Consider the following 17,113-nt stretch of genomic DNA (forward strand, 5'->3'; position numbering starts at 1 on the left):
GACCTGGTCCCCGGCGCCGACCTGACCCGCACCGTGGGCTGGTTCACCTCGGTCAGTCCGGTCCGGCTGGAGCCGCAGCCGGACCCGGTCACCCGGCTCACGGCGGTCAAGGAGGCGCTGCGCGCCGCACCCCGTGGAGGCATCGGGCACGGACTGCTCGTCGCGGCCGGGCGGCTGCCCGCGCACCGCAGCGAGGTACTGGTCAACTACCTGGGCCGGTTCGACGCCGACGGTCCCGCCGGGGCCCCCTGGACCGGCGCCCCGGAGGCCGCGGCGCTCGGCGGATCGGCCGATCCGGGCCGCCCGGTGTCGCACGCGCTGGTCGTCAACGCGGTGCTCGACGGCGGCGAGCTCGTCCTGGACCTCACCGCCCCTGCCGCGCTGCGGCCCGGTGACGAGCTGGACCGGCTCGCCGACGCCGTCGTCGCCGGGATCGACGCCGGCTACCCGGCGGACGCCGGCGGGCGCACCCCGTCCGACCTGCTCGCCACCGGCCTCACCCAGGCCGAGGTGGCCGCGCTCGAGCGCGACCGGCCCGGCTTCGTCGACGCCTGGCCGCTGACCCCGCTGCAGCAGGGCATGGCCTTCCACACCGCGGCGATCGGCGACGGCCCGGACGTCTACACCGTCCAGTGGAGCTACGACCTCACCGGTGACCCGGGCCGGCTGCGGGCCGCCGCGGACGCGCTGCTGACCCGGCACGAGAACCTGCGGGTCGCGCTGCACCCGTCGGCCGCCGGTGGCTTCGTGCAGGTCGTCGCCGCGCCCGGGCTCACCGCCCCGTGGTGGGAGGTCGATCTCGCCGGCGCCGCCGACCCGGGCGCCGCCGCCGACGCGCTGGCCGCCGCCGACCGGTCGCGCCCGTTCGATCCCGGCACCGCCCCGCTGCTGCGGTTCACCCTGGTCCGGTTCGGACCGGACCGGCACCGGCTGCTGTTCACCAGCCATCATCTGCTGCTCGACGGCTGGTCCACCCCGCTGCTGGTCCGCGAGCTGCTGCAGCTCGCCGGCGGTGGTGACACCGGACCGGCCCCGGTGCCCTACCGGGAGCACCTGCGGCTGCTCGCCGCGCGGGACACCGCGGCCGCCGAGCGGGCCTGGGCGGCCGCACTCGCCGATCTCGACGGGCCGACTCTGCTCGGCCCGCCCGGCGGGGCGCCGGAGCCGGTGCTGCCGGACCGCGTCGATCTGCCGGTGGACGCGCAGCGGACCGCGGCGCTGGTCGCGCTCGGCCGCCGGACCGGGGTCACCGTGAACACCCTGGTGCAGGTGGCGTGGGGCCTGGCGCTGGCCCGCGGCCTGGGCCGCGACGACGTCGTGTTCGGCGCGGTGGTGTCCGGGCGCCCGGCCGACCTGCCCGGCGCCGAGGAGATGATCGGGCTGTTCGTGGAGACGGTCCCGGTGCGGGTCCGGCTGCGCCCCGGCGAGACCCTGGCCGCGCTGGCCCGGCGGGTGCAGGACGAGCAGGCCGCGCTGCTGGAGCACCAGCATCTCGGGCTCGCCGCGATCGGCCGGGCCGCCGGTAGCCGGGAGCTGTTCGACACGCTCACCGTCTTCGAGAGCTACCCGGTGGACACCGAGGCGCTGGCCAGGGCGCAGGCCGGCGCCGGGCTGACGGTGTCCGCGGTGCACGGCCGGGACGCCACCGAGCATCCGGTGACCGTCACCGCCGCGCTGCAGGACGGCCGGTTGCTGCTGTCCCTGGAGTACCGGCCCGACGTGGTCGGTCCGGCCGCCGCGCGGGAGTGGGGCGGCCGGCTGCTCGGCGCGCTGGCCGCGCTCACCGCCGATCCGCAGGCCGCGGTCGCGACCGTCGACCTGCTCGGCGCCGCCCGGGACCGGATCGTCGCCGCCGGTCGCGGGCCGGATCCGGCGCCGGTGCCGGAACGGCTGCTCGGGGACCTGCTGCCCGGGCTCGCCGCGACCGCAGCGGACCGGACGGCGCTGGTCACCGACGACGGCGCGCTCGGCACCGCGGAGCTCGCGGCGCGGGTGCACCGGCTGGCCCGGCTGCTCGCCACCGGCCCGGAACGGACCGTCGCGGTGCTGCTGGCCCGCACCGCCGACGCGGTGATCGCCCCGCTGGCCTGCTGGGCGGCCGGCGCGGTCTACCTGCCGGTCGATCCGGCGCTGCCCGACGAGCGGCTGCGGATGCTGCTCGACGAGTCCGGTGCCGCGCTCGTCGTCACCACCGCCGACCTCGCGCACCGGGTCCCGGCGGCGGTGCCCGCGCTGGTCCTGGACACACCACAGGTGCGCGCCCGGCTCGCCGCGGCCGATCCGGCACCGCTCACCGACGCCGACCGCAGCGCACCGCTGCACCCCGGCCACGCCGCGTACCTGATCTTCACCTCGGGTTCGACCGGCCGGCCGAAGGGCGTGCTGGTGGAGCACGCGTCGGTGCTCGGGCTGCTCGCCGCACACCGCGCCGGCCTGCACGCCGGGCGCGGACGGCTGCGCGTGCTGCACGGCGCCGCGTTCTCCTTCGACGCCGCGATCGATCCGCTGCTGTGGCTGCTCGACGGGCACGAGCTGCACCTGCGCGACGTGCTCGGCGACCCGGACGCGGTGGTCGCCACCGTCCGCCGGGACCGGATCGACCACGTCGACCTGCCGCCGTCGTTCCTGCGGGCCGCGCTGGACGCCGGCCTGCTCACCGGAGCGCACCGGCCGTCGCTGGTCGTGACCGGCGGGGAGGCGGTACCACCGGCGCTCTGGGACGATCTCGCCGCCGCCCCGGGCACCGACGCGGTCAACGTCTACGGCCCCACCGAGGCCACCGTGGACGCCGTCACCGCCCCGATCGGTCCGGGTGGGCCGGTGATCGGCACCCCGCTGGCCGGGACCGTCGCCGAGGTGCGCGGGCCCGGGCTGGAGCTGCTCGCCGACGGCGTCACCGGCGAGCTGTACCTGGGCGGGCCCGGGGTGGCCCGCGGCTACCGGGGCGATCCGGCGCGCACCGCGGAACGCTTCGTCGCCGCACCCGGCGGCACCCGCCGCTACCGGACCGGGGACCTGGTGCGCCGCCGCGCCGGCGGCGCGCTGGAGTTCGCCGGCCGCGCCGACGAGCAGGTGAAGATCCGCGGCTTCCGGATCGAGCCGGCCGAGGTCGCCGCGGCACTGACGGCACATCCGGACGTCGCGGAGGCCGCCGTGGTCGCCCGGGAGGACGTCCCGGGCGTGCGCCGGCTGGTCGGCTACCTCACCGCGGCACCCGATCGCGTCCCGGACCCGGCGGCCGTGCGCGAGGCGGTCCGCGCCACGCTGCCCGACCACCTGGTCCCGGCCGCGCTGGTGCTGCTCGACGCGCTGCCGCTGACCCGGCACGGGAAGCTCGACCGGGCCGCGCTGCCCGAACCGGAGATCACCGGCAGCGCCGGCCGGGCCGCCGGGCAGGGCCCGGAGGCGGTGCTCGCCGGGCTGTTCGCCGACCTGCTCGGCGTCGACCGGGTCGGCGCCGACGACGACTTCTTCGCACTCGGCGGGGACAGCATCGTCTCGCTCGGCCTGGTCGGCCGGGCCCGCGCGGCCGGCCTGGTGCTGTCCCCGCGCGACGTGTTCACCCGGCGCACCCCGGCCGAGCTGGCCCGGGCCGCCGCAGCGCACGCCGCCGACGCCCCGGCGCCGCGCCCGGCCGTCGATCCGGTCGGTCCGGTGCCGAACACCCCGATGCTGGCCGAGCTGCTCGCCGGGGACGCCGCGACCGCGCTCGCCCGGTACGCCCAGATCCGGGTGCTCGTCACCCCGGCCGGGCTGGATCCGGCCGTGCTGCGCGACGCGTTCGCCCGGCTGCTCGCCGTGCACCACGTGCTGCGCGCCCGGATCACCGGGACCGGCCCGGAGCGCGCGCTGCACATCGACCCGGCCCCCGGCACCGGCACCGGCACCGGCGGTGTCCTGCGGATCGCCGCGCCCGGACCCACCGGCACCGCGGAGCTGCGGGCCGCCGCGACCGCCGAGCTGGACGCGCTCGACCCGTTCACCGGGCCACTGCTGCGCGCGGTGCACCTGCCCGGCACCGGCGGCACCGGGCGGCTGCTGATGGTCGCCCACCACAGCTGCATCGACGCGGTGTCCTGGCGGGTGATCGCCGCCGACCTGGCCGCCGCCGTCGCCGGTACCGAGCCCGATCCGGAGCCGGTGACCTGGCGGGAGTGGGCCCTGATGCAGTCCGGCGCGGTCCCGGCCGCCCGGGCCGGGCTGCCCGGCTGGCTGGCCGTGCTCGGCGGCGAGGACCCGCCGCTGGGGACCCGCCGGGTCGATCCGGCCACCGACACGCTCGCCTCGGTGCGCGAGCTGACCGTCACCGTCGACGCCGCGACGACCGCCGCGCTGCTGGACCGGCTGCCGCTGCTCTACCGGTGCGGCCCGGACGAGGTGCTGCTCGCCGCCGTCGCGATCGCGGTCCGCCGCTGGCGGCGCGACGAGCTCGGCGAGGAGCACACCTCGGTGCTGGTCGACCTGGAGGGGCACGGCCGGGACGCCGCCGGGCTGGACCTGTCCCGCACGGTCGGCTGGTTCACCGCGCTGCGCCCGGTCCGGCTCGACACCGGCGATCTCGATCCGGCCGCGGTGGACGACGGCGGACCGGCCGCCGGCGCGCTGGTGAAGCAGGTGAAGGAGCAGCTGCGCACCGCCCCCGTCGACGGGTACGGGCTGCTCCGCCATCTCGATCCGGAGTCCGGCCCGGCGCTGGCCGGGCTGCCCGCACCGCAGCTGCTGGTCAACCACCTGGGCCGGCTCGACCCGCCCGGCGCCGCCGGTGCCGCCTGGTCCGGAGCGCCCGAGGCGTCCGCGCTCGGCGGGGCCGCGGACGCGGCGCTGCCGGCCCGGCACACCGTCACCGTGGACACCGCGGTCGGGCCGGACGGCGCGCTGCGGGCGAGCTGGGCGTACTGCGCGAGCGTGCTCACCGACGCCGAGGCCCGGTCGCTCGCCGACGCCTGGACCGGCGCGCTGCACGGGCTCGCCCGGCACGCCGACGCCGGTGACGCCGGCGGGCTCACCCCGTCCGACCTGCTCGTCCCCGGGCTCGACCAGGCCCAGATCGACCGTCTCGAGAACCTCTGGAGGGCTCCGTGAGCGCCACCCCGGCCGCACGCACCACCGGGCTGGCGGACATCCTGCCGCTGTCCCCGCTGCAGGAGGGACTGCTCGCCCTCGACGGGCTGGACGGCGACCGCGACGGCGTGGACGTCTACGTCGTGCAGCTGGCCGTCGATCTCGGCGGCGACGCCGATCCGGCGCTGCTGCGCCGCTCGCTGACCGCGCTGCTGGAACGGCACCCGAACCTGCGGGCCGGGTTCGTCACCGACGGGGTGGACCGGCCGGTACAGGTGGTGCCGCGCGCGGTGGAGCTGCCGTGGACCGAGCGGGACCTGGCCGCGGCCGCCGATCCGGAGGCCGAGTGGGCGGCGCTGCTGGCCGCCGACCGGGCGGAGCGCTTCGACCCGGCCCGGCCGCCGCTGCTGCGCTGCCTGCTGGCCCGGCTCGGGCCCGGCCGGTGGCGGCTGCTGGTCACCAACCACCATCTGCTGCTCGACGGCTGGTCCACCCCGCTGCTGGTCCGCGAGCTGCTGGAGACCTACGCCGCGGGCGGCGACACCGGCGGGCTGCCCCCGGTCCGCCCGTACCGGGACCATCTCGCGTACCTGGCCGCGAAGGACGGCGTCGCCGCCGGCCGGGCCTGGGCCGCCGCGCTGGACGGGCTGCCCGGCCCGACCCTGCTCGGCCCGCCCGGCGCCGCCCGGGTGGGCAGGCCCGGCCCGCGGGTGCCGCTGGCGCTCGGCCCGGACCGGGTGGCGGCGCTGCGCCGCCGGGCCCGCGGGTCCGCGGTCACCGTCAACACCCTGCTGCAGTGCGCGTGGGGGCTGGTGCTGGCCGCCGAGCTGGGCCGGACCGACGTGGTGTTCGGCGCCGTGGTGTCCGGGCGCCCGGCCGACCTGCCCGGCGCCGCGTCGATGATCGGGCTGTTCGTCAACACGGTGCCGGTGCGGGTCCGGATCCGGTCGACCGACACCCTCGACGCGCTGCTGCGCCGGGTGCAGGACGAGCAGGCGGCGCTGCTGGAGCACCAGCACCTCGGCCTCGCCGAGATCGCCCGCTCGGCGGCGATGCCGGGCACCGACCTGTTCGACACGCTCACCGTCGTCGAGACCTACCCGGTGGACCTGGACGCGGTCCGGGCCGCGGAGGCCCGCGCCGGGCTCCGGGTGACCGGTGTGTCCGGTGTGGACGACACCAACTACCCGGTCACGCTCACCGCGGAGGGCACCGGGGACACGCTGTCGGTGTGGCTGGACCATCGCGCCGACGCCGTCACCCCGGAGCGGGCGGCCCGGCTCGCCGCCCGCACCGAGCGGGCGCTGGCGGCGATCGCGGAGCGGCCGGACACCCCGGTCGCCGCACTCGACCTGCGCGGGCCGGGGGAGCGCGGCGCGCTGCACGCCGAGCCGGTGCCCGTCCCGGCGCGCACCCTCGGCGAGCTGCTGGCCCGCCAGGCCGCCCGCACCCCGGACGCGACCGCGCTGAGCGGCCCGGCCGGCGGGCACGGCGACCGGCTGGACTTCGCCGGGCTGCTGGCCGCCGCCGACGCGCTCGCCGCCCGGCTGGCCGCCGCGGGCGCCGGCCCCGAGCGGGCGGTGCTGGTGGCGCTGCCGCGCACGGTGGACGCCGTCGTCGCCTGGTGCGCGGTGTGGCGGGCCGGTGCGGTGCTGGTCCCGGCCGATCCGGGGTTCCCGGCGGCCCGGCTGGCCGGGCTACTGACCGCGGTCCGGCCGGTCGCGGTGCTGGCCGGTCCGGACGCGGCCGCGGTCGGCGAGGCGATCGGGATGCTCGGGCGCGACGTCCCCCGGCCCGCCGTGCTCGACCCGGCACCCGGTGCGCGGCCGGTCCCGGCCGCGGCGGTCTCGGCCGCGGCAGATCCGACAGCCACAGCCCTGGCTCCGGCTCCGGCTCCGGCTCCGGCTCCGGGGATGGTGCCGGACCTGCATCCCGGCAACGCCGCGTACACGATCTTCACCTCCGGCTCCACCGGCACGCCGAAGGGCGTGACGGTGCCGCACGCCGCGGTGCTCGCGCTGTGGGCGGCGCACCACGCCGACCGGATGCCCCCGGAGCCGGTGACCGTGCTGGCGTCCGCCCCGCTGGTGTTCGACGCCGCCCTCGAACCGGTGCTCTGGATGCTCGCCGGGCACCATTGCCTGCTGGCCGGCACCGAGACCGTCCGCGATCCGGCCGCGCTGGTCGCGCAGAGCCGCGCGTCCACCGCCGGGTACGTCGACGCCGCCCCCACCCTGCTGCGCGAGCTGCTCGACGCCGGACTGCTGGACCGGTCGGCCGGGCCGGTCCCGCAGCTGGTCGGCACCGGTGGCGAGGCGGTCGGCGGCGCGCTGTGGGACCGGCTCGCCGCCGAGCCGGGTACCACCGCGCTGAACTTCTACGGCCCGACCGAGACCACCGTCGACGCCACCGTCGCCCGCATCACCCCCGGCCCGCCGCACATCGGCGGCCCGGTCGCCGGGACGTCGGTGCAGGTGCTGGACCCGCTGCTGCGCCCGGCTGCGGACGGTGCGCCCGGCGAGCTGGTGATCGGCGGCGGCGGGCTGGCCCGCTGCTACCACGGCGATCCGGCGCGCACCGCGGAACGCTTCGTCGCCGGGCCCGGCGGCGCCCGTCGCTACCGGACCGGGGACCGGGTGCGGCTGGCGCAGCGTGCCGGGGCCGGCGGACCGGTGCTGGAGTTCCTCGGACGCACCGACGACCAGGCCCAGGTCCGTGGCATCCGGGTGGAACCGGCCGAGGTCGCCGCCGCGCTGGCCGCGCACCCGGCCGTCGCCCAGGCCGAGGCCGTCGTGACCAGCCCGCCGGTGGATCCCGCGCCCGGTCCGGCGCCCGGTCCGGCAGCCGATCCGGCCGGGCCCCGGCTGATCGGCTACGCCGTCGCCCGCCCCGGCACCACCCCGATCGGCGCCGAGCTGCGCGACCACCTGCGCCGGCTGCTGCCCGCGCACCTGGTCCCGGCCGCCGTCCTGGTACTCGACGAGCTGCCGGTCACCGGTACCGGCAAGGTCGACCGGTCCGCGCTGCCGCTCCCGGCGGCCGGCGCGGGCCGCGGCCCGCGCACCGCGACCGAGGAGACCCTGGCCGGCCTGGTCGCGGGCGTCCTCGGCGTCGACCGGGTGGGCACCGACGACGACTTCTTCGCGCTCGGCGGGCACTCGCTGCTCGCGGTGCGGCTGGCGTCGCGGGCCCGCGAGGCACTCGGCGTCGAGCTGGCCGTGCGGGACGTGTTCGACGCGCCGACGGTCGCCGGACTGGCCCGGCTGGCCGCCGGGCGCTCCGGGGCGCCGCGGCGTCCCGCGCTGCGCCGCCGTCCGCGGCCGGAGCGGCTGCCGCTGTCCCCGGCCCAGGAGCGGCTGTGGTTCCTGCACCGGATGCAGGGCGCCTCGGCGACCGACAACGTCCCGTTCGTCGCCCGGCTCACCGGCCCGGTCGACGCGGACGCGCTGCGCGCCGCGCTGGCCGATCTCACCGCGCGGCACGAGGTGCTGCGCACCGTCTACGCCGAGCACGACGGCGAGCCGTACCAGGTCGTGCTGCCCGCCGACCGGGGCCGGCCGGAGCTGGTGGAGCGCACCGTCGGCCGGTCCGGGGCGGACGGTGCGGCGGCCGGCGGCAGCGGGATCGAGGCCGCCGTGCAGGACGCCGTCGGGTACGCCTTCGACCTGGCCCGGGAGATCCCGGTCCGGGCGGCGCTGCTGCGCACCGGCGCGGACTCCTCGGTGCTGGTGCTGCTGGTGCACCACGTCGCCGCCGACGAGTGGTCCACCGAGCCGCTGCTGCGCGACCTGGGCGCCGCCTACGCCGCCCGGTGCGCGGGGCGGGCGCCCCGGTGGGCGCCGCTACCGGTGCAGTACGCGGACTACGCGCTCTGGCTGCGCGAGCAGCCGGCCGCTGACGATCTCGGGTACTGGCGGGCCGCGCTCGCCGGCCTCCCGGACGAGCTGGACCTGCCGCGGGACCGGCCGCGCGGGCGGACCGCCTCGCAGCGCGGCGACGAGGTGCGGTTCACGCTCGACCGGCGCACCGCGCGCCGGTTGCGTGCGGTCGCCACCGAGCACCGGGTCACGCTGTTCATGCTGGTGCACGCGGCCGTCGCGGTGCTGCTGACGCGGTCCGGCGCCGGCACCGACGTCGTCGTCGGCTCCCCGGTCGCCGGCCGTCCGGACAGCGGCCTGGACGAGCTCGTCGGCTGCTTCGTCAACACCCTGGTGCTGCGCACCGACACCGCGGGCGATCCCACGTTCGGCGAGCTGCTGGACCGGGTGCGCCGGGCCGACCTGGACGCGTTCGCGCACGCCGAGGTGCCGTTCGAGCAGCTGGTGTCGGAGCTGAACCCGCCGCGCTCGGCGGCCCGGCACCCGCTGTTCCAGGTGATGGTCACGGTCGCGGCGGCGGCCGGCGAGGACCTCGGGCTGCCCGGGACCCGCACCGAACCGCATCCGGTGCCCACCACGACGTCGAAGTACGACCTGTCCTTCACCGTCGGCGAGGCCGCACCCGGCGGCCCGCTGGACGGTCTGCTGGAGTACGCCACCGACCTGTTCGACGCCGGCACGGCGCAGGCGCTGGTGGAGCGGTTGCAGCGGGTGCTGGCCACGGTCGCGGCCGATCCGGGCACCCGGATCGGCGCCGTCGACGTGCTCGGTCCCGGCGAGCGCGAACGGGTGCTGCACACCTGGAACGACACCGCCGCACCGGTCGTGTCGGAGACCCTGCTGCAGCTGCTCGACGACGGCGCCGCCGTCGCCCCGGACGGGATCGCCTTGGTCGACGGCGACCGCCGGTTCACCCGCCGCGAGCTCGACGCGCACGTCGCCGCGCTCGCGCACCGGCTGGTCGCGGCCGGTGTCGGCCCGGAACGGGTGGTCGGCATCGGGATGCCCCGCTCCGCGGAGATGGTGGTCGGGCTGCTCGCGGTGCTGCGGGCCGGTGGCGCGTTCGTGCCGGTCGACCCGGGCTGGCCCGCCGCCCGCCGGGCCGCGGTGCTCGCCGACGCCCGCGCGGTCGCCACCCTGGTCACCGAGCCGTGGCCGGACGACTGCGGCGTCGCCCAGCTCGTGACCCGGATCGGCACCGGCCCGGACGCACCGTCGCCGGACCTCGCCCCGCCGGCATCCGATGTGGACCCGGCCGGGCTCGCCTACGTGATCTTCACGTCCGGTTCGACCGGCGCGCCGAAGGGCGCGATGATCCGGCACGAGGCGATCAGCGCCCGGCTGCGCTGGCAGGCAGGGCTGCTCGGGTTCGGCGGCCCGTCGGACGCGTCGCTGTTCAAGGCCCCGCTGGCCTTCGACATCTCGATCAACGAGATCCTGCTGCCGCTGGTCACCGGCGGCCGACTGGTGCTCGCCGCCGCGGGCGACGAGCGCGAGCCGCATCGGCTGCTGGGGCTGATCGCCCGCGAGCGGGTCACCTTCGTCTACCTGGTGTCGTCCATGTTGGACGCCCTGCTGGAGCTGGACCGGGCCGGCGGCGACGGCCTGCTCACCGGGCTGCGGCACGTGTGGTGCGGCGGCGAGGTGCTCACCCCGGACCTGTTCGACCGGTTCCGGGCTCACCTGCGCACCACGCTGTACCACGGCTACGGCCCGGCGGAGGCGACCATCGGCGTCTCGCACGTCGTCTACACCGACGGCGCCGACCGGATCGCCACCTCGATCGGGCGGCCGAACCCGAACACCCGGCTCTACGTCCTCGACGACCGGCTGCGGCCGGTCCCGCCCGGCGTGACCGGTGAGCTGTACGCGGCCGGGTTCCTGCTCGGCCGCGGCTACCTGCGGGCGCCCGGGGTGACCGCGGCCCGGTTCGTCGCCGACCCGTTCGGGCCGCCCGGGGAACGGCTCTACCGCACCGGCGACCTGGCACGCTGGGCACCCGACGGCAGCCTGGACTTCGTCGGCCGGGCCGACCACCAGGTCAAGATCCGCGGCATGCGGGTCGCCCCGGAGGAGGTCGAGGCGGAGCTGGCCGGGCATCCCGCGGTGCGTCGGGTCGCGGTGACCCTGCGCCGCACCCCGGCCGGCTCGACGGCACTGGTCGCGCACGTCGTGCGGCACGAGCCCGGCGGCGGACCGGCCGGTCCGGACCCGGTCGATGCGGCCGGGCTGCGGGCCTGGGCCGCGCAGCGGCTGCCCGAGCACCTGGTGCCGGCCGCCGTCGTCCTGCTGGAAGTCCTGCCGGTCACCGCGAACGGCAAGGTCGATCGGGCCGCGCTGCCCGAACCGGCCTGGGACGGCCGCACCGGCCGGGCGCCCCGCGGTGCCCGGGAGACGGCGCTGGCCGCGGTGTTCGCCGACGTGCTCGGCCTCGACGAGATCGGCGCGGACGACGACTTCTTCGCGCTCGGCGGGCACTCGCTGCTCGCCACCCGGCTGGTGTCCCGGATCCGGGCGACCCTGGACACCGAGCTGTCGGTGCGCGACGTGTTCACCGCACCGACCGTCGCCGGACTGGCCGCGCTGCTGGACGGCGCCGCGTCGGCCCGCCCGGCGCTGCGGCCGCGGGCCCGCCCGGCCGCGGTGCCGCTGTCGTTCGCCCAGGAACGGCTGTGGTTCCTGGACCGGCTGGAGGAGGGCGCGGCCGCGGCGTACACGATCCCGCTGACCGCGCGGATCCGCGGCGATCTCGACGCGGACGCGCTGGCCGCCGCGGTCGGCGACCTCACCGACCGGCACGAGATCCTGCGCACCGTGCTGCCGCTGGACGGGCCGCGGCCGGTGCAGCGGATCCTCCCGGCCGGCACGCCCGCCCCGTTCGCGGTGCTCGACGTCGCACCGGAGCGGGTCGACGCGGTCGCCGCCGAGCAGGCCGCGCACCGGTTCGACCTGGCGGCCGAGCAGCCGCTGCGGGTCCGGCTGGTCCGCGCCACCGGCGGTGGATCGGCGGTGCTGGTCACCCTGCTGCACCACGTCGCGGCCGATGAGTGGTCCACCGGGCCGCTGCTGCGCGACCTGGCCACGGCGTACGCGGCCCGGCTCGACGGCCGTGCCCCGGACCGGGCGCCGCTGCCGGTGCAGTACGCCGACTACGCGCTCTGGCAGCGCGAGCTGTTCGCCGGGCCGGAGGCGGAGCAGCAGGTCCGGTACTGGCGGGACCGGCTCGCCGGGCTGCCCGACGAACTGGAGCTGCCCCGGGACCGGCCGCGCCCGGCGGTGGCGTCCGGCCGCGGCGGCGAGGTGCGCTTCACCGTCGGCGCGGACACCGCGCGGCGGTTGGCGGAGCTCGCCGCCGGGTCCGGCGCGACCGGGTTCATGGTGGTGCACGCAGCCCTCACCGCACTGCTCACCCGGCTCGGGGCGGGCACTGACGTGGTCGTCGGGTCGCCGATCGCCGGGCGGACCGACGCCGCGCTCGACGAGCTCGTCGGCTTCTTCGTCAACACCCTGGTGCTGCGCACCGACACTGCGGGCGACCCGACGTTCCGGGAGCTGCTGGGCCGGGTGCGGGCCGGTGACCTGGACGCCTACGCGCACGCCGACATCGGCTTCGAGCGGCTGGTCGAGGAGCTGAACCCGGCCCGCTCGGCGGCCCGGCACCCGCTGTTCCAGACGATGCTCGTCCATCAGAACGCCCGCGACACCGGCGCCGGCGGCCTGCCCGGTGTCGAGCTCGAGGCGCACGACGTCGAGGTGACCGCGGTCAAGTTCGATCTCACCGTGACGGTGTCCGAGATGGGTCCCGGCGCCGGGCTGGCCGGATCGGTGGAGTACGCCGCCGACCTGTTCGACGAGGAGACGGCCGAGCGGATCGGCGACCGGCTGGCCCGGCTGCTCGACGCCGTCGCCGCCGATCCGGACACCAGGATCGGCGCGGTCGAGCTGCGCACCCCGGCCGAGATCGCGCTCGCCGACCGGGCGGGTACCGGCCCGGACGCCGATCCCGGCCCGCCGTTCCCGGTGCGGTTCGCCGCGACCGCGGCGGCCCGGCCGGACGCGCTCGCCGTGACCGGCCCGGACGGCGTCCTTGGCTACGGCGAGCTGCTGCGCGCGGTCGCCGGGTTCGCCGCCGCACTGCGCGCCAGGGGCATCGGGCCGGGCGAGCAGCTCGTCGCGCTCGCCCTGCCCCGCGATCTGCGGATGGTGGTCGCACTGCTCGGCGTGCTGCACGCCGGCGCCGGGTACGTCCCGCTCGATCCGGACCTCCCGGCCGCCCGGCTGGAGCTGGTGCTGGCCGACGCCGACCCGGTGCTCACCGTGACCGCCGGCGCCGCCGCGCAGCGGCTGCCCGCCGGCACCGGTCCGGTGCTGCACTGGGAGCGGGAGTGGCCGGCCGGGCTGCCCGACGCCGACCCGGACGACCCGGCGCCGGTGCACCCGCTGCAGGCCGCCTACGTGGTGCACACCTCCGGCTCCACCGGCCGGCCCAAGGGCGTGGTGATCGCGCACCGCTCGCTGGCGAGCTACCTCGACGCGGCCGTCCGGGATCTCGGCATCGGCCCGGACGACCGGGTGCTGGCACACACCACGCTGTCGTTCGACCCGTCGATCCTGGAGATCCTCGCCCCGCTCACCCGCGGCGCGTCGGTGCACCTGGCCGACCGCGACGACGTGCGCGACCCGCACCGGTTCGCCGCCCGGATCACTGCGATCGCACCGACCGTGCTGCAGGCGACGCCGACCGTGTGGCAGTCCCTGCTGGAGCACACCGGACTGACCCTGCCCGGCACGACGGCGCTGGTCGGCGGGGAGGCGCTGAGCGCCCCGCTGGCCGCCGAGCTGGTCGCCCGCACCGGCCGGCTGCACAACCTCTACGGCCCGACCGAGAGCACCGTCTGGTCGACCTCCGGCCCGGTCGACGCGCCGGTCACCGGCCCGCCGCCGGTCGGGGCGCCGCTCGCCGGGGTCCGGCTGCACCTGCTCGACGACCGGCTCCGGCCGGTCCCGCCGGGCGTCGCCGGGGAGCTCTACGTCGGCGGTGAGGGGGTGCGCCGCGGCTACCACGGACGGCCCGGGCTCACCGCCGAACGGTTCGTCGCCGGCGACCCGGAGGCCCCCGGCGGGCGGCTCTACCGCACCGGCGACCTGTTCCGGATGACCCGCGACGGCGAGCTGGAGTTTCTCGGCCGGGCCGACCACCAGGTCAAGATCCGCGGCGTGCGGATCGAGCTCGGCGAGCTCGAGTCGGTGCTCGGCGGGCACCCGGCGGTCGGCCGCGCCGTGGTGCTCGCCGTGCCCGGTGACACCGGCCCGCGGCTGGTCGGCTACCTCACCGCGGCCGATCCGGCCGCCCCGCCGGACCCCGGCGAGGTCCGCGCGCACGCGGCGGCCCGGCTGCCCGCGACCGTCGTCCCGTCGGTGCTGATGGTGCTCGACCGGTTCCCGCAGACCGCGACCCGCAAGATCGACCGGGGCGCGCTGCCGCTGCCCGACGAGCCGGCGGGCGGCCCCGGCCGGGCCCCGGCCGGGCCGGTCGAGCAGGCACTCGCCGAGGCGGTCGGCGAGGTGCTCGGCCGTGGCCCGGTCGGCGCCGACGACGACTTCTTCGCGCTCGGCGGGCACTCGATGCTGCTGGTCGCGCTCGCCGGGAAGATCGCCGAGCGGCTGGGCGTCCGGCCCGGCGTGGCGGACCTGTTCGCCGCACCCACCCCGGCCGCGATGGCCCGCCTGCTGGCCCGCGGCGCGTCCGGCGCCGGATCGGCGCTGGCCCCGCTGATCGAGCTGCGGCCCGGGACGTCCGGCCCGCCGCTGGTGTGCGTGCACCCGGCGGGCGGCTCGGCCTGGCCGTACCGGGCGCTGGAGCGCTACCTGCCCGCCGGGACCGGCCTGCTCGGCCTGCAGTCCCCGCTGCTCGCCGATCCCGCGGCGACCGGGCCCGACGACCTGGGGGCGCTCGCCGCCGGCTACCTGGCCACGCTGCGGGAGCGCCGGCCGCACGGCCCGTACCGGCTGCTGGGCTGGTCGTTCGGCGGGAACGTCGCACACCGGATGGCCGAGCTGCTGGAGGCGGCGGGGGAGCGGGTGGAGCTGCTGGTGCTGCTCGACGCCCGGGTGCGCTACCCCGGAGCGTCGTCCCGGCCCGAGGGCCCGGCGGCGCTCGCCGAGCTGCTCACCGACCTGGGCCGGCCGACCGCACCGGAGGAGGTGCCGACAGTGGCCCGGGCGGCGGTGCTGCTGCGCGAGGCCGGTGGCGACCCGGCCGGCCTGGGCGCCGACGGTGTGACGGCGATGCTGCGCAGCCACCTGCTCGCCGGCCGGCTGCTGGCCGGCGCCGACTACGGCGTCGTCGGTGCGCCGGCGCTGTGTGTGGACGCGACCGTGCCGGAGCCGGACCTGCCCGCACCGTCCGGTCCCGCCTCGGCGGACTGGGCCGGGCACCTGACCGGCGCGGTGCAGGTGCACCCGGTGGACTGCCGGCACGGCGGTGTGCTGTCCGGCGCCGCGCTGGACACCGTGGGCCGCCTGCTGGCCCAGCGGCTCGCGGCGGGCTGATCCCGGGCACGCGGAAGGGACCCCGCCCGGCGGGCGGGGTCCCTTCATGCGGTGCCGGGTGTTACAGCTGCGGCAGGATCTGCGCCAGCTGCTGCAGGACGCTCTCCGCCTGGCCGTAGGTCACGACGTTGTACGTGCCCGGGTAGACCTTCCCGGCCTGCGCGGCCGGCAGCCCGGAGAACAGCGGGTCCGCCTGCAGGGTCGCGGCGGCGCCCTCGGTGGTGACCGGCGGGCCCAGGTCGTCGAACAGGATCACCTGTGCCGACTGCAGCGCGTCGAGCTGCTCGAGGGTGCGGGTGAAGGTGTTCGGGTCGGCCCTGACCTCCTCGGCGACCGGGGCGAGCGTCGCGCCGAGATCGGTGAGGACGGTGTTCGGGCCGGTGTCCGAGCCGTAGACGTACCAGCTCGCGCCGTCGTAGGTGCCGGCAACGGCCCAGGCGCCGGACGCGCCGATCGCGTCGCCGAACTCGCCGCGCAGCCGCTCCACCTCGGTCTGGTAGGCCTGCTCGCGGCTCTGCACGTCGGCGGTCTTGCCGGCGATCTCGGCGACCGTGTTCACGGTCGCCTTCCAGTCGGTGCCGCCGTCGCTGAACAGCACCGTCGGCGCGATCTGCGCGAGCTGGTCGTAGGCGGCCTCGTTCTCGATCTCGTTGCCGATGATCACGTCCGGGTCCAGCCCGGCGAGCTGCTCGAAGTTCAGCTCCCCGGAGTCGTTGCCGACGGCCGTGATCGTGGAGTACTTCTCGCCGTCGGCGCCCGAGGACAGGTCGAGCGCGCCGACCAGCGGGGCCTCCAGGTCGAACAGGATCTCCGGCGAGATGTAGTCGACGGCGACGATGCGCTGCGGGGTCTCGGGGATCTCGACCGGGCCACGGGCGGACTGCACCGTCCGGGTGCCGTCACCGGCGGCGGGCTCGGCGGGCGCGTCGGTCTGGGCGCTGCCGCAGGCGGAGACGAGCAGGAGGGCCGCCGACGTCAGGACGGCGGCGGCGATCCCCCGGCCGGTCGCGCGCGACCGGCGGGGGGAGTCGGGGAGGGGAGTCATGGGACACCTCGGTCTGGGCGGCGCTGGCCGCTGGATGAAGTAAGCCTTACTTTAGGGTTGGCGAGGCTGAAGCCACAACGGACCCGAGCTTTCGACATTGTCCCGCCGCCGCCGACAACTTAGGTTAGGCACGCCTAAAAGAATGGAGACGGGTGTGCGCCGCACGATGCTGAACGGCAAGATCCACCGGGCCACGGTGACCCAGGCCGACCTGCACTACGTCGGGTCGATCACGATAGACGCGGACCTGATGGCCGCGGCCGACCTGCGCGAGGGTGAGCTCGTGCAGGTCGTGGACATCACCAACGGGGCCCGCCTGGAGACCTACGCGATCACCGGCGAGGCCGGCAGCGGGGTGATCGGCATCAACGGCGCGGCGGCGCACCTGGTGCACCCCGGCGACCTGGTCATCCTGATGAGTTACGTCGCGCTGGAGGCCGACGAGCTGGCGGCGCACCGGCCGTCGGTGGTGCATGTGGACGAGCGGAACCGGCAGGTCCATCTCGGATCGGACCCGGCGGCACCGGTGCCCGGCGCACCCGGCCAGCAGTCCGGCCGCTCGCTGGCGCAGGCCTGA

At 77.6% G+C, this 17,113-nt stretch carries 4 protein-coding genes (1 of these 4 running past the window's edge); 3 read left to right on the forward strand and 1 reads right to left on the reverse strand.

The window, feature by feature from the left end:
* Together ABZ881_RS02595 and ABZ881_RS02600 are read left to right on the forward strand one after the other, a co-directional pair.
* On the forward strand, positions 1-5,082 hold the 3' portion of the coding sequence (locus tag ABZ881_RS02595) for an amino acid adenylation domain-containing protein (protein ID WP_358481237.1). Its footprint begins 4,047 nt before the window's first position; the window shows 5,082 of its 9,129 coding nt (coding positions 4,048-9,129); its start codon lies beyond the left edge, outside the window; the stop codon is at positions 5,080-5,082.
* Positions 5,079-15,491 carry an amino acid adenylation domain-containing protein gene (locus ABZ881_RS02600; RefSeq protein WP_358481238.1) on the forward strand — a complete coding sequence of 3,471 codons (10,413 nt, stop codon included), beginning with the start codon at positions 5,079-5,081 and terminating at the stop codon, positions 15,489-15,491. Before ABZ881_RS02595 ends, ABZ881_RS02600 begins: the two co-directional genes overlap by 4 nt.
* A 61-nt stretch (positions 15,492-15,552) precedes the next feature.
* Here ABZ881_RS02600 and ABZ881_RS02605 read toward each other — a convergent pair whose 3' ends face one another.
* Positions 15,553-16,536, reverse strand: a complete 984-nt coding sequence (locus tag ABZ881_RS02605) for an ABC transporter substrate-binding protein (RefSeq protein WP_358481240.1) — start codon at positions 16,534-16,536, stop codon at positions 15,553-15,555.
* 154 nt (positions 16,537-16,690) lie between these two features.
* On the opposite strand from ABZ881_RS02605, the gene panD reads away from it, so the two are divergent.
* The gene (gene panD, locus ABZ881_RS02610; RefSeq protein WP_344024390.1) at positions 16,691-17,113 is read left to right on the forward strand and encodes an aspartate 1-decarboxylase; all 423 of its coding nucleotides are present in this window, start codon (positions 16,691-16,693) and stop codon (positions 17,111-17,113) included.

It is taken from the genome of Pseudonocardia sp. NPDC046786, from assembly GCF_040645415.1.
Taxonomy (GTDB): Bacteria; Actinomycetota; Actinomycetes; order Mycobacteriales; family Pseudonocardiaceae; genus Pseudonocardia; species Pseudonocardia kongjuensis.

Excerpts from the sequence above, each read along its gene's own strand:
- ABZ881_RS02605 (WP_358481240.1), bottom strand. The coding sequence starts at position 16,536 with ATGACTCCCCTCCCCGACTCCCCCCGCCGGTCGCGCGCGACCGGCCGG.